At 70.6% G+C, this 21,768-nt stretch carries 19 protein-coding genes and 1 pseudogene; 15 read left to right on the top strand and 5 right to left on the bottom strand.

Going from position 1 to position 21,768, the window contains the following annotated elements:
* Positions 1–145: 145 nt before the first annotated feature.
* A complete protein-coding gene (locus tag AB0D04_RS34315) occupies positions 146–1,459 on the bottom strand; it encodes a M64 family metallopeptidase (RefSeq protein ID WP_362711297.1) in 1,314 nt (437 codons plus the stop codon).
* Between the two features lie 559 nt (positions 1,460–2,018).
* Between AB0D04_RS34315 and AB0D04_RS34320 the strand changes: the two genes are divergently transcribed.
* Positions 2,019–2,735, top strand: a complete 717-nt coding sequence (locus AB0D04_RS34320; RefSeq protein ID WP_362711298.1) for a DUF4232 domain-containing protein — start codon at positions 2,019–2,021, stop codon at positions 2,733–2,735.
* Between the two features lie 57 nt (positions 2,736–2,792).
* Here AB0D04_RS34320 and AB0D04_RS34325 read toward each other — a convergent pair whose 3' ends face one another.
* Positions 2,793–4,310: a helix-turn-helix transcriptional regulator gene (locus AB0D04_RS34325; RefSeq protein ID WP_362711299.1), complete on the bottom strand. Its 1,518-nt coding sequence runs from the start codon at positions 4,308–4,310 to the stop codon at positions 2,793–2,795.
* A gap of 248 nt (positions 4,311–4,558) precedes the next feature.
* Positions 4,559–5,533: a winged helix-turn-helix transcriptional regulator gene (locus AB0D04_RS34330; RefSeq protein ID WP_362711300.1), complete on the bottom strand. Its 975-nt coding sequence runs from the start codon at positions 5,531–5,533 to the stop codon at positions 4,559–4,561.
* Between the two features lie 357 nt (positions 5,534–5,890).
* Between AB0D04_RS34330 and AB0D04_RS34335 the strand changes: the two genes are divergently transcribed.
* The 7 genes from AB0D04_RS34335 (at position 5,891) to AB0D04_RS34365 (ending at position 15,256) form a co-directional block, all read left to right on the top strand.
* Positions 5,891–6,796 (top strand): MBL fold metallo-hydrolase, encoded by a 906-nt coding sequence (locus AB0D04_RS34335; protein WP_362711321.1) that lies wholly within the window; start codon positions 5,891–5,893, stop codon positions 6,794–6,796.
* Positions 6,793–8,391 carry a carboxylesterase family protein gene (locus AB0D04_RS34340; RefSeq protein WP_362711301.1) on the top strand — a complete coding sequence of 533 codons (1,599 nt, stop codon included), beginning with the start codon at positions 6,793–6,795 and terminating at the stop codon, positions 8,389–8,391. The genes AB0D04_RS34335 and AB0D04_RS34340 overlap by 4 nt, the downstream gene beginning before the upstream one ends.
* Positions 8,388–8,549: a hypothetical protein gene (locus tag AB0D04_RS34345; RefSeq protein ID WP_362711302.1), complete on the top strand. Its 162-nt coding sequence runs from the start codon at positions 8,388–8,390 to the stop codon at positions 8,547–8,549. The genes AB0D04_RS34340 and AB0D04_RS34345 overlap by 4 nt, the downstream gene beginning before the upstream one ends.
* A 910-nt stretch (positions 8,550–9,459) precedes the next feature.
* Positions 9,460–10,104 carry a response regulator transcription factor gene (locus AB0D04_RS34350; protein WP_362711303.1) on the top strand — a complete coding sequence of 215 codons (645 nt, stop codon included), beginning with the start codon at positions 9,460–9,462 and terminating at the stop codon, positions 10,102–10,104.
* Between the two features lie 294 nt (positions 10,105–10,398).
* The gene (locus AB0D04_RS34355) at positions 10,399–10,983 is read left to right on the top strand and encodes a TetR/AcrR family transcriptional regulator (protein ID WP_362711304.1); all 585 of its coding nucleotides are present in this window, start codon (positions 10,399–10,401) and stop codon (positions 10,981–10,983) included.
* Positions 10,980–12,422, top strand: a complete 1,443-nt coding sequence (locus tag AB0D04_RS34360; RefSeq protein ID WP_362711305.1) for an MFS transporter — start codon at positions 10,980–10,982, stop codon at positions 12,420–12,422. The genes AB0D04_RS34355 and AB0D04_RS34360 overlap by 4 nt, the downstream gene beginning before the upstream one ends.
* A 356-nt stretch (positions 12,423–12,778) precedes the next feature.
* Positions 12,779–15,256: a PEP/pyruvate-binding domain-containing protein gene (locus AB0D04_RS34365; RefSeq protein WP_362711306.1), complete on the top strand. Its 2,478-nt coding sequence runs from the start codon at positions 12,779–12,781 to the stop codon at positions 15,254–15,256.
* 98 nt (positions 15,257–15,354) lie between these two features.
* Here AB0D04_RS34365 and AB0D04_RS34370 read toward each other — a convergent pair whose 3' ends face one another.
* A complete protein-coding gene (locus AB0D04_RS34370) occupies positions 15,355–16,212 on the bottom strand; it encodes an NAD(P)H-binding protein (protein ID WP_362711307.1) in 858 nt (285 codons plus the stop codon).
* 103 nt (positions 16,213–16,315) lie between these two features.
* On the opposite strand from AB0D04_RS34370, the gene AB0D04_RS34375 reads away from it, so the two are divergent.
* Both AB0D04_RS34375 and AB0D04_RS34380 read left to right on the top strand, forming a co-directional pair.
* Entirely contained in the window at positions 16,316–17,269 is a 954-nt protein-coding gene (locus tag AB0D04_RS34375) for an AraC family transcriptional regulator (protein ID WP_362711308.1), read from the top strand.
* 23 nt (positions 17,270–17,292) lie between these two features.
* A complete protein-coding gene (locus AB0D04_RS34380) occupies positions 17,293–17,853 on the top strand; it encodes a hypothetical protein (protein ID WP_362711309.1) in 561 nt (186 codons plus the stop codon).
* 158 nt (positions 17,854–18,011) lie between these two features.
* On the opposite strand, the gene panD is transcribed toward AB0D04_RS34380, so the two are convergent.
* Positions 18,012–18,431 carry an aspartate 1-decarboxylase gene (panD, locus tag AB0D04_RS34385; protein ID WP_362711310.1) on the bottom strand — a complete coding sequence of 140 codons (420 nt, stop codon included), beginning with the start codon at positions 18,429–18,431 and terminating at the stop codon, positions 18,012–18,014.
* Positions 18,432–18,898: 467 nt separating this feature from the next.
* Here panD and AB0D04_RS34390 point away from each other — a divergent pair, with 467 nt between their 5' ends.
* The 5 genes and pseudogenes from AB0D04_RS34390 to AB0D04_RS34410 all read left to right on the top strand — a co-directional run bounded on the left by AB0D04_RS34390 (position 18,899) and on the right by AB0D04_RS34410 (position 21,768).
* Positions 18,899–19,516, top strand: a complete 618-nt coding sequence (locus tag AB0D04_RS34390; RefSeq protein ID WP_362711311.1) for a winged helix-turn-helix domain-containing protein — start codon at positions 18,899–18,901, stop codon at positions 19,514–19,516.
* Positions 19,513–20,000, top strand: a pseudogene (locus tag AB0D04_RS34395) (MFS transporter); the annotation flags it as partial. The gene AB0D04_RS34390 and the pseudogene AB0D04_RS34395, both read left to right, overlap by 4 nt.
* 93 nt (positions 20,001–20,093) lie before the next feature.
* The gene (locus tag AB0D04_RS34400) at positions 20,094–20,279 is read left to right on the top strand and encodes a hypothetical protein (RefSeq protein WP_362711322.1); all 186 of its coding nucleotides are present in this window, start codon (positions 20,094–20,096) and stop codon (positions 20,277–20,279) included.
* Between the two features lie 177 nt (positions 20,280–20,456).
* Positions 20,457–21,200 carry a class I SAM-dependent methyltransferase gene (locus AB0D04_RS34405; protein WP_362711312.1) on the top strand — a complete coding sequence of 248 codons (744 nt, stop codon included), beginning with the start codon at positions 20,457–20,459 and terminating at the stop codon, positions 21,198–21,200.
* Between the two features lie 208 nt (positions 21,201–21,408).
* Positions 21,409–21,768: a hypothetical protein gene (locus AB0D04_RS34410; RefSeq protein ID WP_362711313.1), complete on the top strand. Its 360-nt coding sequence runs from the start codon at positions 21,409–21,411 to the stop codon at positions 21,766–21,768.

Below are 21,768 nucleotides of genomic sequence, written 5' to 3' on the forward strand. Positions count from 1 at the left end.
CAGGGTCGGAAAGGCCGCGGGGTCTGGTGCGGTGCATCGCAAGGCGCCGGAGCGTCTCGATAGCGGAGCTATTGGGACGTTTCGGCAACGCCGCGAGGTGCCGTGCCAGACCCCGCGGGCCCGGCCATGACCCATCGGACAGGCCCTAGGGCGCAACCCTCCAGCTCAGCGCCCCGGACAGCAGCTTGCGCAGCGCTGGGTCCCGGACCGCACCTGTACGGTCGGTGGCACGGGCGGTGACCGTGTGGCCGCGGCCGTCCGCGGGGACGCCGAGGGTGCGCGGTACGACCGAGGTCCTGCCGCGCGCGGCCTTGCGCTCGCGCCCGTCGACGTACCACTTCACCTGCGCGGAGGCGGGCGCGGTGACACGGATACGGTCCCCGCGGCGCAGCGCGCGGTCGGTGGCCACCGGGCTGCTCAGCGCGCTCGCGTAGCGGTAGAAGCCGGCGATCATCGCCTCGCGGCCGGGGAGGTTGAACTCGCGGCCGAGCGTCCGCATGATCGAGTTTTCGGTGGGCCGGTTGAGCCCGTACTGGTAGTAGCCGCCACCCTCGTACGCGCCGACCTGGCCGCCGTCCGGCGACTCCTGGCCGATCCAGCGGTACCACTTCTGCTGCTGCGAGGTCATCTGGTCGGCGGAGAGCGTGGTGAGGTTGACCTCCTTCGGCTCGGGGCCGGTGTAGGTCCCGGGCTTGCCGTAGTCGTACTCGTCGGCGAGCTTGCCGAGCGAATGACCGGTCTCGTGCACCGCGATCTGGTCGGACTGGTCGTTGTCCGAGGAGGCGGTGGCGATGCCGTCGTAACCGACCTGCGAGGACACGTCGTTGTAGCCCGCGCCGCCATACTTGGCGGAGTTCGACAGGACGATGACGAGATCGGCGGCCGGGGCCTTGGACGCATACGACTCGACCTTGCCGGTGTCGAGGCAGAGCAGGCGCTCGATGCCGTCGCAGAAGAAGGCGGAGTCCAGGGCGGTGTCGCGGACCACGTCCTGGGTCGGGTCGCCGGAGACGCCAGATTCGTTGGAGACTGCGTCCACCGCCCAGACGTTGAACAGCCCGGTGTACGAGGCGTAGGGCTCAACGGCGGTGATCTTGGCCCACTTGGCGCGGGCGTCGGCGTGGAAATCCTCCTGCTGGTCGGCGGTGTAGCCGTCGCCGATGACGACCACATCGAGCTTCTTGTCGACGGGGCCGTTCTGCACGATCGGCGTGACATCGCCATCGCCGGCGGCGATCGCGGCCTTCTCGGACCGGGAGAGCGGCTTCGAGGCCGGAACGGTGGTGTGCCGGGGGTGACCGCCGGCGCCCGTGAAGTACTCGATCTGCTGGGTGTGAGGCGAGGGAGTCGGGGCGGCTGTTGCGCCCTGGGCCGTGGCTGCCGCGACTGTTGTGGCGGTCAGCGCCGCGGCGGCGAGACCTGCGGCCGCGGCGGTCCGTATGGATATGCGTCTGAGCATGTGGGGGGTTCCTTCCGAAGCCCGCCGCTGAGCGGCGAGTTGAACCGGATTCAGGCCGCTCAAGGTATGGGCTACGGGGGACGGCGGGCAACGGATGGTGCCGAAGTGACTCACCGGATGGATGAGTTCGGGACGGAATCCGGAACTCGCTGACCAGATGAAGACGCCGACGAAGTGGAGTCCGGCTTGGTACGTGGCGGTGTTCCTGGTCTCCGCCCACACCGGCCGCGTCCCTGTGCGGCGTTCCAGGGCGGCTTCATTCCCGCAGGTCAGGGGCGGTATGAACGTTCCGGCGTCCCGTATTCCCCGGTGGCCCTGGCGGCTGGGACGGGGGGCGTCGCAAGCTCAGGACGGCAAGCACCGACGACCTCAGGCCGAAGGGAGAAACCATGCGGACCCGCTTCCGGCTCCGCCGGTTCCGCCGTGTCGACGTCACTGACGCGGTGGCCCTGGTGGTGCTCGCCGCATCCGCAGCGACCGTCTTCCTCCTGGTCGTCCGCCGTCTCTGACGTCACGTATGCCGACCCGACCCAACCGAAAAAGAAAGCACCCACTCACCATGCGCATCGCCCGTCGAGCCACCCGCCTCGTCGCCTCCGCCGCCGTGCTGACGGCCGCCCTCTCGCTGACCGCCTGCGAGAACGACACCAAGGACACCGGCAGCCAGGCCCCGGCCGCGTCCTCCCTGCCCGAGACCGGCGGCCAGGGCGGCTCCCCGTCCCCATCGGGTGCGAAGGGAGGGGCCAAGGACGGTCAGTCGTCGAAGGGCTCGTCGGGTTCCTCCGGCGGCGGGAGCGAAGGGAAGAACGGCTCCGGTCAGACCGCCGGGAAGGGTTCCGGAAGCCAGACGACCGCAGCCTGCGCCGGCGCGCACGTCAAGGTCACCGCGACCAAGGTCGATCGCCCCGTCAACCACATGCTCCTCACCGCCACCAACACCGGCTCTGTGCCCTGCCACGCCTACAACGCCCCGTACCTCCGCTGGGACGACGGCCAGGCCGCCACCCCGTTCAAAGACGCGTCGAAGCCGCAGGCCGTGATCACGCTCGCACCGGGCGAGTCGGCGTACGCGGGGATCATGTACCAGTCCGCGGACGGCACGGGCAACGGCGGCCACACCGCCCGCACCCTGGGCGTCCTGTTTGCCAACGGAGCGGGCAACGGTTCCACCGGTTCCTCCGTGCAGCTCCCGCTGCCCAAGGGCGGTATCCCCACCGACAGTTCGGCGTGGGTCACCTACTGGCAGTCCACCGCCGAGGATGCGCTGACCTGGTGAAGGGGCGTCACTGAGCTCGGCCGGGGCCCGGGACCGGCGTAAGCGCCGGATCCGGGCTCAGCCGTTCTCCTTCGGGGCGGGGACCCATTCGTTGTTGCCGCCCAGCGGGTAGTCGTACTGAGGCCGGCCGGCCATCCCACTGGTGTGGAATGGCTCCCCGTTGTCGTCGATCCGGAGCGTGCCGTGCCGGTTTCCGCTGGACCACTCCAGCTCCATGTACCAGCGCACGTCGCGGTTTTCGGCCCGCGCGGCGACCTCGAAGACCTCGGGATCGCGCTTGCTCACCTTGTAGGGGAAGTCCCGCTGTCCGCCCTGCGGCGCGATCTGCGGCTGCGCCGCGTCCAGGGAGACCGCGAACGACTTGGGCGTGATGTTGCCGCCACAGCCCACACCCATGCTGTAGGCAGTCCAGGCGGGCGGCGCCGCACTTCCCACCACTCGCACCCGCAGGGCATGCAGTACCACCGTCGCGTCACCCGCACCCTGCACCGACAACTGAACCAGCTGGCTGTCCGCCGAGACCGCGCTCAGCGCCGAGATCCAGCCCCGGGCATCCTGTTCGGTGGGCGGCGGGGGCATCCGGCTCGGGTCCCGATCGACCAAGTAGCGCTGGCTGCACGGGGTCTCCCAGGTGTACGGGCGGACATCCACACTCACCGGGAGTCCGACCCGATCGGCCGTGCCCGGACCGGTCGCCCGGTCGTCGGCTCCGCCGGACGCCTTGCCACCGGGCGTACGGGACGAGGACGGGGACGGGGACGGACTCGCGCCACCCGCACCGGGCGGCTTCGCGGACGCCGACGCCGACCGGCCGCCCGCGGTCTTCGCCGTCTTGCTGCCGCTCTCCGCGCTCGTGGCAGCCCGAGCTGCCACCTTGCGGCCGTCGCCGCCCCCACCGGAGACCACTCCTGCGACCAGCGCGGCGGACGCGGCCACGGCGGCCACGGCGATCCCGGCGGCCAACGCGATGCGCCGTCGGCCGCCCGCGGGCGTCACCTGGGGCACGGACCGTTGCTCGGGGGTGATCTCGGCGGCCTGATCGGGGTGAGAAGCGGAAACGGAAGCGGCGAGCGCGGCAACGGGGACCGTCGGCGGCACGGTTCCGGGCTCTGGCTCGGCCTCAGCTTCAGCCTTGGCCTCGGACTTGGTACCGGACCCGGCATCGGCTCCAGCCCCGGATTCCGGCACGGGCTCGGCCTCGGCCCCGGGCGCAGTCACGGACCCGGCCTCGGACCCGGCCTCGGACTCGGACTCGGCAACCTTCTCCCCACCCGCGCCAACGACCGCCGCGTCCCTGCCCCCTTGCTTACGGTCCCGCTCGCGCCGACGCGCCTCATCCGCCAAGATCCACCGCCGGTGCAGCTCCACCAGCTCGTCCGGCGTCGCCCGGCACAGCCGTGCCAGCCGCTCGAGCGGTGCGTACTCCGTCGGCACCGCGTCGCCGTTGCAGTAGCGGTGCAGCGTCGATGTGCTCATGTGCAGCCGCTTCGCGAGCACCCCGTAGCTGTACCCGGAGCGGTCCTTCCACTCCTTCAGCAGCGCCGCGACCCCAGCTGCTTCCTCAGCCGCCCCCACTGTCACTCCCTCCCCGCCCGCGCACCGCACACGTGCAGTCCGCCGAACACCATCGCTTCAACCACCCTGACAACGCCCATACCCCCACCCCATCCCGGATTCTCCGGGTGGCCGACCTCTGGTGACCGTGTGGGTCCCCTATGGCCTGTGTCGCCCCGTACGTGCGAATCATGTTCGCACCAATCCGCTCGGCCGCCGATCGGGGCCCTTGAGACACGCCCAACGGCCCATACCGGTCGCACCAGGCCTCAAGGGCGGGCCGTCCAGTACCGCTTGAACACCTCCAGCTGGAGGGAGCATTCCAGGGAGGTGACTTCCTCGCTGCCTTCGAAACCGCCGGTAAGGAAGTCGGCAAGGTGCTCCTCGTCACGAAAGACCCCTCCGTAGGTGAAGACCGAAGCGGCCGCCGTGAGGGCGAGGAATCGCGTCGCCGGGTGGTCGGCGAGGGAGGCGGCGAGGCGCTTCACGGCGCCCGGGCGGCAGCCGATGCTCAGCACTACCTCGACCGCGTAGCCGATGTCCTGTGGATCGACCTCGACTCGCGGACGCAACAGGCCGGATTCGAGCAAGGCGGCGACGGTGCGGCGGGCGCGGGACTCGGTGATGTCGAGGGTGCGGGCAAGGGTGGAGAAGGGCATCCGGGCGTCGTTGCGCAGTACGGCGACGGTGTCGCGTTCCAGGCCGCTCAGCGGTGTGTCACGCGGGTGGGCGGCAGGCCGGACGGTGTCCTGCCCCCCTAGCGCGGCGATTTGACCAGGCGTCAGGCGAGGGAGGCGCCAGGCCGACGTGCTGGTGAGCCGGCGCAGCATCCACTCGGTACGCAGCGCGCGGACTCCCGGCACCGCGGGCAGTTCGGTGGTGAGGGCCCGGGTCGTGTCGGCCCGGGTGGGGCCGTGCAGCATGCAGAAGACGTCCGCGGCCCCGGACGCGAGCGACACGAAGGGGGTGTCGGCACGCGCGGCGAGGGCTCGTGCCACCTCGTGTGCCCGCCCGGGTTCGGTGCCGATCCACACGGTGGCGGGCAGGCCTTCGGCCAGCAGCGACCACTCGATTTCGCAGATCACCCGCATCGCCCCTTCGTCGACGAGGCGTGCGTAGCGGCGGGCGACGGTGCGGGCCGAGCTGTCGAGGACGCGGGCCAGCACGTCGAAGGACGCCCGGGGAGCCGTCTGCAGTGCGGCGATCAAGTCGAGATCGATGTCGTCGATCACGGTGTCCTCCATGGCTCCTGGCATCTCGTCTTCCGCGGCTGTCGTCGGCTGTCGTCGGCTGTCGTCGGCTGTCGTCGGCTGTCGTCGGCTGTCGACCCTAGCCGAGGATCTGCTGGAATCCGGCACCAGGAGAAATCTTGCGCGGGGATGAAGCATCAGCAGCGTGATCTGCGCCCGATCACGACACTTGGTCGCCTCAATCCAGCACGTCGCGTGCTAGCGTGCAGGAATTCGGCGCACAGGGCACGCCGCCCGCATGAAAGCGGCACACAACGCGACCGGTGCCCACAGGCACCGCACCTGCGGCAAGCGCGGCGGGTGCGTCCCGCATCTGCCACCACCCGCCCGTGAGGAGAACCCATGAATGCGATGAATGCGATCACCCTTGGAGACGTCTCGGTACTGCGGACGGTGGAGTACGACGGCACGACCCGGCCGCCGGAGGAGATGTTCGGCGACATCCCGGGCGAGGTCTGGGAGGCCCACCGGCCCTGGCTCGCCCCCGATTTCTGGGACGTGCGGACGGGACTGCTGAGGTCGTGTGTGCAGACCTGGGTGCTGCGCAGCGCCGGCCGGACGATCCTGATCGACACCGGGGTGGGCGACGCCAAGGAGCGCCCCGCCATGCCGGCCTTCCACCAGCTGCACACGGGATACCTTGCGCGCCTCGCGGCCGCCGGTGTGCGGCCGGAGGATGTCGACGTCGTGGTCAACACGCACCTTCATGCCGACCATGTCGGCTGGAACACCCGCCTGGTGGACGGGGAGTGGGTGCCGACCTTCCCGAATGCCCACTATCTCTTCCCGCGCGCCGACCACGACTTCTGGAATCCGGCCAACCACCACACCCGCCGTATGGAGGCAGCCAACCGCAACGTCTTCGAGGACAGCGTCGAGCCGGTCGTTCGCGCGGGCCTGGCGACGCTGTGGGAGGACTCGTTCGTGATCGACGAGAACCTGACCCTGGCCCCGGCCCCCGGCCACACCCCGGGTTCGTGTGTCGTTCTCCTCTCCTCCGGCCAGGACCGTGCCGCCTTCGTGGGAGACCTGCTGCACAATCCGGTGCAGGTGGTGGAGCCCCACTGCAACAGCTGCTTCTGCGAGGACCCCGCGGGTGCACGCGACTCGCGCCACCGGGTCCTCGGCGAGGCGGCCGACGCGGGGCGGATCGTCTTCCCGGCCCACCTGCGCGGTGAGCGGCCGGGGATGCGGGTCGAACGGTCCGGCAGCGGGTTCGCCATCCGCTCCTGGGTGTCGCTGGAGGCGACGGCATGACCGGCGCCCACCGCGGTACCGACCGGCCGGACGTGACTCACCGGAGCACCGCGCAGCCGCGCGGCGCACGGCCCGGTTCCGTCGTGCGCACGACCGGCGGACGGGTACGCGGCCTGCACCAGGACGGCGTGCAGGTGTTCCATGGGATCCCGTACGCCGCCGCGCCCATCGGCGCGGCCCGCTTCACGGCGCCCGGCCCCGCCCCCGCCTGGGACGGCGTCCGGGACGCCACACGGCCCGGCCCTACCGCGCCGGCCCCGGTCCGCCAGGGCTTCGGCGGCATGGACCTCAGCCCGGTCACCGGCCCACCGCCGATACCGGGCGACGCTTACCTCACCATCACCGTGACCACGCCGGATCCGGGCGCGGGCGGACTGCCGGTGCTGGTCTTTGTGCACGGCGGAGGCTTCCTCTCCGGCACCGGCCGGGCAGCCCTCTACGACGGAGGACCGTTCGCACGCGACGGAGTGGTCCTCGTCACCCTCAACTACCGTCTGGGCGTTCCGGGTTGGCTCAGTCTGCCCGGCGCTCCGGAGAACCGTGGCCTGCTCGACGTGATCGCCGCACTGGGCTGGGTGACGGACAATGCCGCGGCCTTCGGCGGCGATCCGCACCGCGTAACGGTGGCGGGTCAGTCCGCCGGCGCGATGATCGTGGCCGCTCTCCTGGCCGCTCCCCCGGCCACCGGACTCTTCCGCCGGGCCATCAGTCAGAGCGGCAACGGCCTGTGCGCCGTACCGACGAGCCACAGCCTCGCGATCACGCGCCAGGTGTGTGCGACGCTCGGACTGCCGCCCCGCGCCGAAGCGTTCCACGGTGTGGACGACAACCGTCTGACCGCCGCCCTGCAAGACCTCCCGCCCGCCGGTCCCGCACTCTCCGGACACCTCGATCCGTCCCTGGGCAACAGCCCCCTCAAGCCCGTGATCGACGGCGTCCTGCTGGAGCGACAGCCCGCACTCGCCCTCCGCACGGCCGGCCGTGACGGCACGGGGCCGGTGACGGCATCAGAGCTCCTGATCGGTACCACCGCGGACGAGGCCGCTCTCTACACCGTCCCCGGCGGCGCGATCAGTTCGATGACCACCCACGCACTGGCCGCCATCGCGGCACGGCGCTCCGCCCGGCCGGAGGCCCTGCTGGCCCACTACCGCAACCGGCACCCCGATGCCGGGCCGGGCGAGTTGGCGACCCGTCTGATGACCGACCTGTACGTCGACGGCAGCCGCGCACTCGCGGACGCCCACAGCACGCTCCCCGGCACCCGAACCTTCGCCTACACCTTCGCGTGGCGGTCCACCGCCTTCGATGGCCGACTCGGCGCCTGCCACTGCGTCGAGCTGCCCTTCGTCTTCGACCACGCAGGCCTCCCCGCGCTGCACGGCGCCCACGCCCTCCTCGGCCCCGACCGGCCGGACCGTGGCGTCGCGGACCTCGCGGCCCGCACGCACGCGGCCTGGGTCGCCTTCGCCACCCACGGCGACCCCGGCTGGCAGCCCTACGACACCGACCAGCAGGCCACGATGCGCATCGACCACACCTGGCGCCTGCACCACGGCACCCCCACTTCGGCCACCACAGGAGAACCGGCATGACCCAGACCTCCCGCAACCGCACGGCCTCCCCCGGCCTCGCCACACGGGCCACGGACGTTCCGCCGACACCACCGGCATTCCCACCCTCCGCACGGAGGACCCCCGTTGTTCTGGTCTCGGGACAGGGCGCGCTCGACCGGCGCGCCGTCGTCCACTGAGCGCTGGTCGCTCGCCCGTCATCAGCCGTACGGAGCCGCTGGCGGCGAGGCCGAGCGGTGGTCTCCCCCGCGGGCCAGGGCAGCGGCACGGCTGCCTCCGCCGGCGCCACGTCGGTTCCGCCCGGAGTTCCCCGGCATCGTCGATCGGAAGGGCGTCGTTCCAGGAGAGCGTTCCAGGAAGGCGTTCCAGGCAAAGGGTATTTCCGCAGCTCAAGGCCTATTTCGGCGTTCCGGCATTCTTGATTGGCCCGGATTCGTTGCGGCGTGCGCAGCCCGCCCCGCAGGCTGTGCACGGCATTGCCGAACCGGGAGCCGCACCGCGCACCCCGCTTCCGCAGCGGCGATGTTCTCGCCGTCGCGGTGCCGATCAGCTGCAGTATCGGCCTGCTCGCCAACCGCTCAACCGACACCGATGCCCAACGGGGAGACGTACCACCATGCACCGCCTCCGCACCCACCCTGGCCACCACCGCCCCTCTCCTCGCGGGCCGTTCGCCGACGTCCTGCCGGATCGACGACACCTCCCAGGCCGACCGGACGTCCGCTGCCGCTGCGGCCGGGGGCGGCGCGGAAGCCGGCGACAGCACTGACCGGTCCGGCGGAACCGGCCCGGCAACGGGGAGGGAAGCGCGCGGCGGGGGCCACCCTCAAGAGTCCCGGAGCCAACGCTCCTGGGCCCGGAGCGTTCAGACATGGCGCTGGACTGCGCGCGCTTCCCACACGATTCATGCACGATTCGCCATATTCCCGATTCATCAGGGTGTGGGAGACGCTCACCGCCCGGACCGGCCGCGGCCGGCCCAGAGACGGCAGGCCAGGGACAGCTCTTGCACTCTGGGCCGTAGCGACGCACCGGAGGCGCGGGCGGGGCAAGGCCTGAGTCGGGGCTCCAGAGGACGAGGTAACCCATATGCAGGCAACCAAGGATCAGACCGAGCGGCGGATACCCGTCATGGTCCGCGCTCCGGATCCGATCTCCCTGGCCGGCGTGACCAGCCAACTCAGCCAGCATCGGGGGGTGCGGCTGGTGGAGGGCGACGAGGAACCCCCGGCCGCGGTGGCCGTCGTTGTCACCGCGGCGATGGACGACTCCACGATCCCGCAGCTGCGCCGCCTCGTCCGGATCGACGGGGCACGGATCGTGCTGGTGGCGGACCAGATCCGGGAGGCCGAGCTGCTCGCCGTCATCGAGTGCGGCGTCGGCGCGATCCTCTGGCGCCACCAGGCCACTTCCCGCCAGCTGTACCAGTCCGTGCTGGCGGCCTCCCGGGGCGAGGGGGACCTGCCCTCGGATCTGCTCACCCGGCTGCTCCATCAGGTCGGACAGCTGCAGCGCAGCGCCGATGACCGGCCCAGCACACCGGCAGGGCTGGCGCCGCGCGAGATCGAGGTCATCCGGCTGATCGCCGAAGGGCTGGACACGGGCGCGATCGCGGGCAGGCTCTCGTACTCCGAACGCACCGTCAAGAACGTCCTGCACGGGATCACCACCCGCCTCCACCTGCGCAACCGCGCCCATGCCGTCGCCTATGCGCTGCGGCAGGGCCACATCTGACCGGCTTCCGAATGGGGAGGTCAGTCGCCGGGACGGCCCCGGCGGGCGCGAACTCCTCGACCAGGCACAGGACTTCTTCGAAGAAGACCCGTGGCGCGAGGCGGGCGTCCGCGGCGCCGAGACGGTGGTGGCCGAGCCCGTCCGCCGCTCAGCTCAACATCGCGTACCGCGCGCCGCAGGAAGCTGCCGGCGGCCGTCGGAGAAGGCGTGGGGGCCAAATACGGCGGCCTCTTCGTCGGTGGCCTGCAAGGGAAAGTTACAGGTGACTTACTAGTTCCCACTCGGGAGGTAACCGTGCCCGCAGGGCGTGGCAGGCGGCTGGCCGGCGCTGACCGCCGTGAGCAAGTGCTGAAGATCGCCGCGGAGGAGTTCGCGGTGCACGGCCTGCACGGGGTGTCGGCCGAGGTGATCGCGCGTAAGGCGGGCATCACGCACGCTTATGTCTTCCGCCTCTTCGGCACCAAGAGGCAGCTCTTCCTCGAGGTCGTCCGCCGCGCCTTCGCCGCGATGGCGGACGGTCTCGCCGCATCCGCAGGCTCGGCGTCCGGCCTCGACGCGCTGGCGGCGATGGGCCGGCGCTACAACGACAGCCTGAAGGACCACACCCTGCTGCTGCTCCAACTCCAGGCATTCGCCGCGTGCGGTGATGACGAGGTGCGCGAGGCGGTGCGGGAAGGCTTCGGCCGGCTGTGGCAGACCGTCAGCGACGCCACCGGCCTGGACGCGGTACAGATCAAGACCTTCATGGCGTACGGAATGCTCCTCAACACCAACGCCGCCCTCGCCGCCGCGGACCTTGACGACGGCTGGGCACGTCAGGCGACCACCCGCATCCACGCCGGCCTCTTCTCACACCTGACCACCGAGGCGAACCAATGACCACGAGCGGCAGCACGCCCCCAGCCCTTGCCGGGCGCCGGCTGGTGCCCGCGCTGATGTTCATCGCGCTCGTCGTTGCCGTCGTCGGCAGCCTCGGCGCACCGCTGATCACCTCGGTGGCGGGCGAGTTCGACGTCTCGCTGGCCGCCGCGCAGTGGACGCTCACCGCCCCGCTGTTGGTCGGCGCAGTCGCCACCCCCGTGCTGGGCCGGCTGGGCACCGGCCTGCGCCGCCGCCAGGTCATCCTGGCCACCCTGGCCGTCGTAGGGGTGGGCAGTCTGCTGACGGTGGTACCGCCGTCGTTCGGCTGGCTCCTGGTCGGCCGGGTGGCTCAGGGGGCCGGGCTGGGGCTCACGGCGCTCATGATGGGTGTCGCCCGCGACCATCTGCCTGCCGAGCACTCCGGCCCGACGATCGCGCTGCTGTCGGTGGCTTCCACCGTCGGCATCGGCATCGGCTACCCGCTGGCCGGGTTGCTGACCGACGTGGCCGGACTGCGCGCAGCGTACGGGCTCGGCCTGCTGATCACCGCAGTCGCGCTCGCCGCCGCCTGGTGGTCCGTACCCCAGCCGCCGACCGGCCACGCGTCGGCCGTCGACGTGCCGGGCGCGACGCTGCTGGGTGGCGGCCTCATAGCCCTGCTCCTGACGATCAGTCAGTCCACCCTATGGACCCATCACCCAGCGGTTGCCGCCGCGCTCCTGGCCGTGGCAGCCGCGTTGATCGGCGCCTGGGTGCGCCGCGAACGCCGATGCGCCACCCCGCTGGTGGACCTCGCCCTCCTGCGGAATCCCGCGGTGGCGGGGGCCAACGCGGTCATGCTGCTCGGCGGCATCGGCATGTACCTGCTGCTGACGCTCGTCACCCGCTATGTGCAAACGCCACAGTCGACCGGCTACGGATTCGGCGTCGACGTCTTCGTCGCGGGCCTGGTGCTGGTGCCCTTCTCCGTCCTGGGGTTCGCCGGCGGGAAGCTGGTGCGGCCGCTGCGCAAGCGGCTTGTTCCGGCGACAGTTCTTGTACTTGGGGGCGCGGCCGTGCTGGCGGCGCTGGCCCTGTTCGCCCTGGCCCGGAGCCAGCTGTGGCTCTCGTTTGCGGTAATGGGCGTGCTGGGTCTGGGCGTCGGTGTCTTCTCGGCGGCTATGCCGGCTGCCATCCTCGCCGTCACTCCCGCAGCGGAGACCTCCAGCGCAATGAGCTTCAACCAGGTCGTCCGCAGCGTCGGCTTCTCGATCGGCAGCGCTCTTGGCGGCCTGACCCTGGCGGCCCGAACTCCGGTTGGTTCGGTGTTCCCCACCGATGCCGGATACACGACAGCGTCCTGGCTCGGTGCCGCGGTGATGGCGGTCACCGTCGTTAGCGCACTCACTCTTCGGCAAGGACCTCGTTCGGCAACGGCCGAATCGCAGAGCGACGACAGCCCCGTCGCAGATCGCTGAAGGGCTGGGCTGCCCCTTGATGGGCCCTTCCTGGAGGCGCGTGGGGACGCCGAGCAGCAGTTTGTGGGGTACGGCCAGGAGGGGGCCGTGCGCGTGGGCGGTCCGGTGCAGGGGTTCGGTGCGCTCGCCGCGCGGACCACGCAGTCGGCACACCGGCCACTCGCCGCCCGCTCGCCGCCCACGAACTCGGCTCCCCGCCCTCCCTTCCACCCGCATGGCAGATGCACCCCGCGACGGCAGACAGCAGGCTTGGATTTCCGGACGCCCGGACGACCGTACGTTGCGGACACCCCGAGGAAGCCCTGGTGAAGCCCCAGGCCAGCCCCAGGGGGCAAACCCCAGGGAGGGAGATGACCATGACCGAGGACTACGTCGTCCCGCTGGATCGGCTGCCCCGGAGCGATGTGGAGCGCGCGGGCGGCAAGGCCGCCAACCTCGGAGAGCTGGTCCGCGGGGGATTTCCGGTGCCACACGGTTTTGTGGTGACCACCGCGGCGTACCGGCCGCCGGACCTCAGCGGGTTCGGCGTGGCCGCGGGCGGGAGCACAGGAGAGGCCGCAGGTGAGGCCATCCGCGCGGCCATCGTGGAAGCCGCCGTTCCGGAGGACGTGTCGGAGGCGGTGCGTGCCGCGTACCGGGATCTCGGCGGCGGCGCGGTCGCGGTGCGTTCCAGCGCCACCACGGAAGACCTGCCCGACGCGACGTTCGCCGGTCAGCAGGACACCTTTCTCCACGTCATCGGCGAGCAGAACCTGCTCGACGCGGTCCGCCGCTGCTGGGCCTCGCTGTGGACCGCCCGCGCCATCGACTACCGCGACAGCCGCGGCATCGACCACGGTCGGGCGAGGATCGCCGTGGTCGTGCAGCGCATGGTGCGCGCCGAGTTCGCGGGGGTCGCGTTCACCAGCGACCCCGTGACCGGCGACCGGCACACGCTGATCATCGATGCGAACCCGGGACTGGGCGAAGCGGTCGTCTCCGGGCTGGTCACCCCCGAGCACATCGTGGTCGACAAACGGCGGTCGCGGGTGGTCGGCCGAAGCGCCGGACGTGCCGAGGTCCTGGTGCGTCCCCGCGCGGAGGGCGGCACCGAGCAGGTCGCCGAGCGCCCCGCGGAGTCGGCACTGCCCACGCCTGCGGTGTGGCGGCTCGTACGGATCGCCGCAGACGTCGAGCGGCACTTCGGCCGGCCGCAGGACATCGAATGGGCCTGGGCCGAAGGGACCGCGTACGTACTGCAGACCCGCCCGATCACCGCGCTGCCCGAGCAACCCGTCGAACCGGGGCGCATCCAACGGTTGACCGCCGGGATCCTCGCCGAGATCGTGCCGATCCGCCCGTACCCGATCGACATCACGGCATGGGCGGCCCCGCTGGTCGGCTCGATCGAAAAGCTGATGCGGGCCACCGGTTTCACGGGGCCGCCTCTGGACCGGATGTTCGTTGAGGAGGGTGGCGTGGTGGCCCGCGTGGAGCCGACGCTGCCGGGGCTGAACTGGCGCGCGCTGACGGCACCGGTGCGCCTCGTCCGTGCCGCCCGCCGCTACGACCCCGGCCGGTGGCGGTCCGATCCGCTGGTCGACGCGATGCAGCGGCGCGCCCGTCAACTCCGGGGACGGGACATCGGCGGCGCCACCTGGCCGGAGCTGCTGGCCCTGCTGAAGGAGGGGCCGAGGATCGCGGCCGACGGGGTGGAACTGCGGCTGCGCTACTTTCCCCGTACCGCCCTGGCACTGGCGGGTCTGTACGCAGCCCTGACCGTGCTTCACCGCCGCCGGCTGATGGGCGCCCTGCTCTCGGGCGTCGACACCTTCACCACCGACGCGAACCGCGCGCTGGAGGACATGGCAGCCATCGTCCGGGCCGACCCCGGCCTCTCGGAAGCCTTCGCCCGTCACCGCCCCGACGAACTGTTCGCCCTCCTCCGCCCCTCGGCCCCGTCATTCCTCGCCGACTTCGACGCATTCCTCGACCGCTACGGGCACCGTGACACCACCACACCACTCCTGCTCACCCAGCCGGCGTGGCAGGACGAACCCGAGGTGGTCCTGAGCATCCTGAAGGGACTCGCCGACCAGCCCCCGCCGCCGGCCGGACCGCACCCCAGCGAGCAGGCCGAACAGGCGCTGTTCGCCCACCCCTTGCTCCGCCGGGGACCGGCTTCGCTGGGGACGGCGGTCCGGACACTGTTGCGGCAGGCCCGCTGGTTTCAGCAAGTCCGTGACGACACACGCTTCCTGCTGGTCCTCCCGCTGCCCACCATGCGGCAAGCGCTCCTGGAGATGGGCCGCAGACTCGTCGACGCCGGAGTGCTCGACACCGCCGAGGACGTCTTCCACCTACGCCTGAACGAGCTTGATTTCTCCGCCACTTGGCCACCGGCGCCGGAACTCCGCGCCGACCTCCGAGAGCGCGCGACACAGCGCAAGGCCCAACGCGCCGGCCTCGCCGGCACACCGCTCGTCACCGCGTACCCGGTCAGCGAGCCGAGCGGGGACGTGGTGCTGCGCGGAACACCGGGCAGCGCCGGCCTCAGGGACGGCCCGGTCCGGGTCATCCACGGTGCGGAAGACTTCGCGAACCTGCGCAACGGAGACGTCCTGGTCGCCGCCTACACCAGCCCCGCCTGGACGCCGCTGTTCCGCAGAGCCGCCGCGGTGGTCGTCGACACCGGCGGTGTCGCCTCGCATGCGGCAATCGTGGCCCGGGAGTACGGAATTCCCGCGGTCATGGCCACCGTCCATGCCACGACCCGGCTCACGGACGGCCAACGGGTACGGGTCGATGGTGACGCCGGCGTGGTGCTGCGCCTGTCCGGGGCCGAAGCCGGGTGAGCGTGGCCCGCGGAGCATGGCTCGGGCCCGGCCGCCAGAGGGTGGTGCGTACGTGCCGTCCCGCACCCCCCGCGCGGCGCACCTGCGGTGTGGCGGGGTCACGCCGGGCGCGCGCTGTCCGTACCGGCTCGCCTATGGGCGTCTTCGACAGCCACCCGCTCCACGTACGCGCCGAAGTCGCGCGGCTCGCGCCCGAGCGCGCGTGGGACGCCATCGGACAGGTGGGCCTGCCGACCCTCGCGGATGGCCGCGAACAGGCCGTCCATCAGCATGATCTCGTCACCGCTCGCGCCCAGCGCGGAGAGGCGTGCCGTGTACTCCTCCGGCTCCAACGTGACGAACCGGACCTCGCGGCCCGTCGCCGTGGCGATCTCCTGCACGGCCGTCTCGAAGGTGAGCAGCCGCGGCCCGGTCATCTCGTACGTCTGCCCGGCATGCCCCTCCTCGGTGAGGGCCGCTACACCGACGGCGGCGATGTCCTCGGCATCGATGAAGGGCTCCAGGCCATCGCCGGTGGGGAGGGCGAGCTCGCCGGCCTCGATGGCCGCCGTGAAGAGCGGCAGCTCGGTGAAGTTCTGTGCGAACCAACTGGGGCGCAGGATGGTCCATTCGGCGCCGGACGCCCGTACCGACTGTTCGGGGACGAGCAGGTCCTGGTGGTTCTCCACGCCCCTGGCAGAGAGCAGCACCAGTCGGCGCACTCCCTTGGACACCGCGAACTCGACGAAGGCCCGGGCCAATTGACTCGAGTCCGACCGCCCTTCCAGGCAGACGACGAACGCCGCGTCCACTCCCTCGACGGCCGGGCCCCAGGTGCTCTCGTCATCCCAATCGAACCGCGTACGCCCCGAGCGGGAGGCCGCCCGCACCGGCACGCCACGCTCCTGAAGCTGCGCCACCACACGGCTGCCGACCTTGCCGGTACCGCCCAGAACCAAGATCTCTTTTTTGCTCATACCCGCAGTCAACCGGCCTCGAATGAGACGAGCCATGGCTGTCACGCTCACATCCATATCCCTACGTCTCACCGAGCCTCTTCCGGGAACGTAATCTCGCCCCATGGACGCTCTTGAGAACCTCCTGTACGAGACCCGGGCGCGCAGCGCGCTGTTCTCGCAGTCGATTCTCGATCCCCCGTGGTCGCTGCGTTTCGTGGACGGCGCACCGCTCACCGTGGTCACCATGCTGCGTGGCCACGCCTGGATCATGGTCGACGGCCTGGAGCCCGCGCCGATCGGGCGCGGGGACATGGCGGTGCTGCGCGGCCCCGTCCCGTACACCGTCGCCGACGACCCGGCGACCCCGCCGCGCATCCTGATCGACGGCGCGGACCACTGCTTGACCCCGAAGGGGGACGACCTCTCCGCGGAGACGTGTCTGGGCCCACGGACCTGGGGCGACAGCCTGAACGGGGCGCATGCGCTGCTCATGGGCACGTACCAGGCCCGGGGCGATGTCTGCGACCGGCTGCTGGACGCGCTGCCACCGCTGCTGACCGTCCCGGACGAGAGCGAGCACTGCTCCGTCCTCGACCTGGTTGCGGCGGAGATCACCCGGGACGCTCCGGGGCAGCAGGTCGTCATGGACCGGATGCTGGACCTGCTGCTGGTGGCCACGCTGCGCGAGTGGTTCGAGCGGCCCGAGGCCAACACCCCCGGCTGGTATCGCGCGTTGGGCGACCCGGTCGTCGGCACCGCGCTGCGCCTGCTGCACGACGACCCGTCACACCCCTGGACGGTCGCGTCCCTCGCCGCCAAGGCCGGGGTCTCCCGCGCCTCGCTCGCCCGCCGCTTCACCGCACTGGTCGGCGAACCGCCCATGTCCTACCTCACCAGCTGGCGCATCTCGCTGGCCGCGGATCTGCTCCGCCGGCCGGAAGCCACGATCGGCTCGGTCGCCCGCCAGGTCGGATACGCCAACGCCTTCGCCCTGAGCGGCGCGTTCAAACGACTGCGGGGCATCAGCCCGAGCGCCCACCGCGCGGCGGCCATGCCGCATAATCACGGGGCCTGACCCGACGAGCAGGAGTAGCACGCGTGAAGGTAGAAGTTCCGGTCCCCTTGGCCAAGTACGCCTTTGACGATCCCGCCACCCGGCACGCCTTTGAGCGGGCTCGCCGGAGAGTTCTCATCAGCCTCCTGGTCAGGGTCGGGGTATGGCTGGCTCTGCTTGTCGTGGCGAAAGTGGTCGAGACCGACTCGCAGCTCATAGAAGGAACTGCCGCGTTCCTGCTCATACCCGCTGCCTTCTTGCTGGTCGGGCCGGCCAAGGCGGTGCGGTGGATGGGTCACGTCCGGGGTGTTCTGACGTCCTTCCCGTGGCAGTGGTGTGCCGTGGTCCGCAGAAAGGAAGCGAAGGTCGGTGCGGGAACCGGCGTACAGCTCAGGCTCGGTGACAGCGGCAGCGGCAGCGGCAGCGGCAGCGGCAGCGAACCGGACTGGACGCCGGTGATGGCCGCCCGTACGTGGCGTCGGCGCAAGTACTGGTCGCGCGAGCTGGAGGACGGCGCTTGGTTCGCGGGCGACCCGGACCGGGGTGGCGTCATCGCTCGCCCCGGTGGGCATGGCCTGATGACACTGCGGCGCCACAGGGACTGACATTCCCGTCGGGCTGTCGGGCTGCTCTCCGCCGGGCTCCGCGGCAGCCTGTGCGCGGCATCCCGGACGTGCACGAGGCGAGGCACGGCTCGGACACCGCCCCGCTGGGGCGCGCCGTGCTCGGCCGGCCCCAGGACCCGGGACCGGCCGCCGGCCCCTCAGACCGCCGAGGCCCTCGGGCTGCGTGAGGTATCGCTGCCGGGCACCGGCTCGGAGGCGTCGGCGCCCAGGGCGACGATCCGGTTGTCGGCGTCGACATGCACGACCTTCGGGCGCAGCGAACGGGCCTCCGCTTCATCCACCTGGGCATAGCTGATCAGGATGACCAGGTCCCCGGGGTGCACCAGATGGGCCGCCGCCCCGTTGATACCGATGACACCCGAGTCCCGCTCGCCCTCGATGACATACGTCTCCAGGCGGGCACCGTTGTCGATGTCGACGATATGGACCAGCTCGCCGGGCAGCAGGTCGGCGGCCTCCATCAACGTGGCGTCGATGGTGACCGACCCCACGTAGTGCAGATCGGCCTCGGTCACCGTGGCTCGGTGGATCTTGGACTTGAACATGCTACGCAACATCTGAGCACTCCTGAAAGTAAGCTCCCTGCCTGCGTTTTTGCAGGTCAAGGGCTGTTCCCTCACCCTACGGCCAGTCGTATGTCCGGGCAGCTTTCGCCAGTTTTTGAGGACTCTTGCTGACCGACTGCCGACTTTCCTGACGGTGCATCAGGCCATATCTGCGGGGTGCCGGGAGCTGTTGCCGGCGCCTGGGCTGCCCCGCCACGAACGGCCGACGCCAGCCTACGCAACGGGCCCGGAAGACGTACGTGACCATCGCCACAGTCAGTAGCTCGACCTTCTGGATCACAGCCGAGCAGCGTCATGCAACCCGGCGGATCACTGGAGCACCAGGTCCCGCGCAGCTCACCGTCCGTCCCCGGTCGGCAGGAATCTTGAGAACGTCAGGCCAGGGGCTGATCGCCGCTCGGTGGAGCCCATTCACCACCACTCTTTCGAAAGAAATGTTGTAGGTCTGGCCTTGGCACATGGCTGTTTCCTCTGCCGCCTCACCCCACTCGGCCTCGGGGCCGGACAGCGAACTGGACACCGCCTCTCTGCGGGTGCTGGCCCACCCCCTGCGGATCAACGTGCTCGCGCTGTTGCGCGAGCGTGGCCCGTCGACTGCGACCAGGGTTGCCGAGGACCTCGGCATCAATCCCGGGGCTGCGAGCTATCACCTGCGTCGCCTGGCAGCGGGCGGGCTCATCATGGAGGAACCAGGCCGCGGCACCGGACGCGAACGGTGGTGGAAGGCCGCCCACCGTCCGTCGATCCACGATCCGGCATCCCGGGCTCCCGAGCAGCGGGCGGCCGGACGCGCCTCTGCGCACGCCGTGGCCCTCGCCTGTGTGGAGCGCTTGCACACGGCGGCGCAGGAGGTGCCGCTGTTGCCTGAGGAGTGGTCCGACGTCAGCACCTTCGGGGACTTCGTCCTGCGACTGAGCCCGAAGGATGTCGCCCGGCTGCGCGACGAGGTCTTCGCCGTGATCTCCCGGTACCGACAGGCGCAGGGCCAGGACTCGGAGGGGCACGCACCGGTGGCGGTGCAGGTGCAGATGTTCCCGGTGCCGGGCACGGTCGCGCCGCGGTCCGTCGGGTCGTGACAGGCCCGGCCATAGCCGCCGCGCGGCCGGCGTACCGGGACGGCAACGTACTGCGCTGGCTCGCCGCGTACACCGCGTCGGTCACCGGCGATGTGGTCTGCTTCCTGGCGCTGTCCTGGTCCGCCACCCGCACGGCTGGTCCGTCGCAGGCGGGCCTGGTGGTCTCGGCCGGAGCTCTCCCCCGCGCGGTGTTCATGCTCATCGGGGGCGTGGCGGCCGACCGGTTCGGCCCTCGGCGGGTCGCCGCGGTCAGTGACGCCACCCGCTGCCTGGTCATCCTGGCCTCAGCTGCCGTACTGGTGCTCACCGCGCCGGGGATAGGGCTGCTGATACCACTCGCCTTGCTCTTCGGTGTGGTGGATGCGGTGTTCATGCCTGCCGTGGGCGCGTTCCCACCCGGATCACGACGTGGGAACAACTCGCCCGGGTCCAGGGCATGCGGGGACTGTCGATTCGGTTGAGCAACTCCGTCGGCCCCGCTGTGGGGGCATCGAGCAGTGGAAGTTGATCGAGCCGTACCTGCCGAAGGCGAGTACACCCCGGCCCCGGGGGCGAGACCCACTTGCTCCTGGTCGGCGTGGACTTCACGACCGCCCGCGCTCACCACAATGCCGCCGGGATGCTCGTCGGCAAGGACGTCATGGAGGCTCTGGAGGATGCCGCCGCCGAGCAGGAACAGGCCCGGCAAATGGGGGCAGCGAGGTGGAACAGAACGGGCGGGGCGGCGGAAACGCACCTGAGCGGCAGGATGTCGGCACGATGACCGCCCTCCGGACCGATGTGGCCTGGTAAACCGGTCGCTGGTCAAGATCGGACGGGCGTTACCCAGCTCTTAAATGCGTAGCGATGTAAGGAACTTCGGCGCTAAGGTCCGGCCCGGACACACGAGCTTGCATCAGGCTTGGCCAAGCAATTCGGCTGATCATGAGAGGAGCGCCACGTGGAGGGATTCGATCCCAAGACGAGCTTCGGATATGAGGTGTCCCAGCGGTATGACGACCATCCACGCGGTGATGAGGCCGAGACCGTCGAATTCCTGGCCAAGCTCGCAGGGCAACAGAACGCTCTGGAACTCGCAGTGGGCACCGGCCGGGTCGCGCTGCCCCTCATGCAAGCCGGGGTACGGGTGGACGGGATCGAACTGTCGCAAGACATGGTCGACCGGATGCGCGAGAAACCAGGTGGCGATCGAGTCGACGTGACCATGGGCGACATGTCCCGCGTCACCACCGGCCGCACCTACGGGCTGGCCTACCTGGTCTTCAACACGATCGGCAACCTGCTCACCCAAGAAGGCCAGGTCCGATGCTTCCAGAACGCCGCCAACCATCTCACCGACGACGGCGTGTTCGTCGTCGAATGCCGCATCCCCACTGCGCCCTCACGCCCCGGGCATCAATACCTCGACACCGAGCAGGTCGGCCTCGAGTACGTCGACCTCGATGGTGGTCGGTACGACCCGCTGACCCAGGTCCTCGACCTGAACCACATCCGCATCAGCAGTGGGGGGATCAGGCTCTCCCCCATCAGACTGCGCCTGGCCCACCCGCCCGAGTTCGACCTCATGGCCCGCATCGCTGGACTCCGGCTACGCGAACGGTGGGGTGGCTGGAACGGCGAGCCGTACACCGCCGCAAGTTGGCGCCACATCAGCGTTTACGAACGAGCAGACAGCACGGCGTGACAGAAATCCAGCGAGACGCACTACCGAGACCGCACTACTACCCCGCCCCACCACGGGGGCGTTTCGTTGGCTCATCGTGCGGACCAGAGGAAGGTGCCCGCGCTGTGGAGTCCGGCCAGATAGATGGTCGCGGTCTTCGCAGGTGCTCCCGGATCGCCCATGAGGGGTACGCCTTGTCGGCCAGGAACAGCGGCGCTGCCTCGGCATCATGCGTAGCGAGGCCCAGAGGCATCAGCTCATCATCGCCGTTGTCTCCATCATCACGCTGATGACCCTGCTCGCCACCGGCATCAGCACGCTCCCCACCACATGGGCCTGCCTGTTCGGCCTGACATCCGGGTTCGGAATGCTGCTGCCCGCGTCGACCGCCATCATCCTCGCGGTCGGTAGCGATGCCCCCGGAGCCGCTTCCGGCATGCTCCGTAGCATTCAGTTCGTGCTCGGCGCCGCGGCCGCACCTCTACCCGGCGTCCTGGATAGCACCACCGCCATCTCGATGGCCGTCGTAGTACAGGGCGCTCGAGTTCACAGACTCCACGCAGCGAATCCGGGACGGGGCAGGTTCTGA

Origin of the sequence: Streptomyces sp. NPDC048483 (assembly GCF_040651455.1) — a bacterium.
Taxonomy (GTDB): domain Bacteria; phylum Actinomycetota; class Actinomycetes; order Streptomycetales; family Streptomycetaceae; genus Streptomyces.

Coding starts and splice junctions, on each gene's coding strand:
- panD (WP_362711310.1), bottom strand. CDS start 18,431: ATGTTGCGTAGCATGTTCAAGTCCAAGATCCACCGAGCCACGGTGACC.
- AB0D04_RS34340 (WP_362711301.1), top strand. CDS start 6,793: ATGACCGGCGCCCACCGCGGTACCGACCGGCCGGACGTGACTCACCGG.
- AB0D04_RS34320 (WP_362711298.1), top strand. CDS start 2,019: ATGCGCATCGCCCGTCGAGCCACCCGCCTCGTCGCCTCCGCCGCCGTG.
- AB0D04_RS34375 (WP_362711308.1), top strand. CDS start 16,316: ATGGACGCTCTTGAGAACCTCCTGTACGAGACCCGGGCGCGCAGCGCG.
- AB0D04_RS34360 (WP_362711305.1), top strand. CDS start 10,980: ATGACCACGAGCGGCAGCACGCCCCCAGCCCTTGCCGGGCGCCGGCTG.
- AB0D04_RS34365 (WP_362711306.1), top strand. CDS start 12,779: ATGACCGAGGACTACGTCGTCCCGCTGGATCGGCTGCCCCGGAGCGAT.
- AB0D04_RS34370 (WP_362711307.1), bottom strand. CDS start 16,212: ATGAGCAAAAAAGAGATCTTGGTTCTGGGCGGTACCGGCAAGGTCGGC.
- AB0D04_RS34345 (WP_362711302.1), top strand. CDS start 8,388: ATGACCCAGACCTCCCGCAACCGCACGGCCTCCCCCGGCCTCGCCACA.
- AB0D04_RS34410 (WP_362711313.1), top strand. CDS start 21,409: ATGCGTAGCGAGGCCCAGAGGCATCAGCTCATCATCGCCGTTGTCTCC.
- AB0D04_RS34335 (WP_362711321.1), top strand. CDS start 5,891: ATGAATGCGATCACCCTTGGAGACGTCTCGGTACTGCGGACGGTGGAG.
- AB0D04_RS34350 (WP_362711303.1), top strand. CDS start 9,460: ATGCAGGCAACCAAGGATCAGACCGAGCGGCGGATACCCGTCATGGTC.
- AB0D04_RS34315 (WP_362711297.1), bottom strand. CDS start 1,459: ATGCTCAGACGCATATCCATACGGACCGCCGCGGCCGCAGGTCTCGCC.
- AB0D04_RS34330 (WP_362711300.1), bottom strand. CDS start 5,533: ATGGAGGACACCGTGATCGACGACATCGATCTCGACTTGATCGCCGCA.
- AB0D04_RS34390 (WP_362711311.1), top strand. CDS start 18,899: ATGGCTGTTTCCTCTGCCGCCTCACCCCACTCGGCCTCGGGGCCGGAC.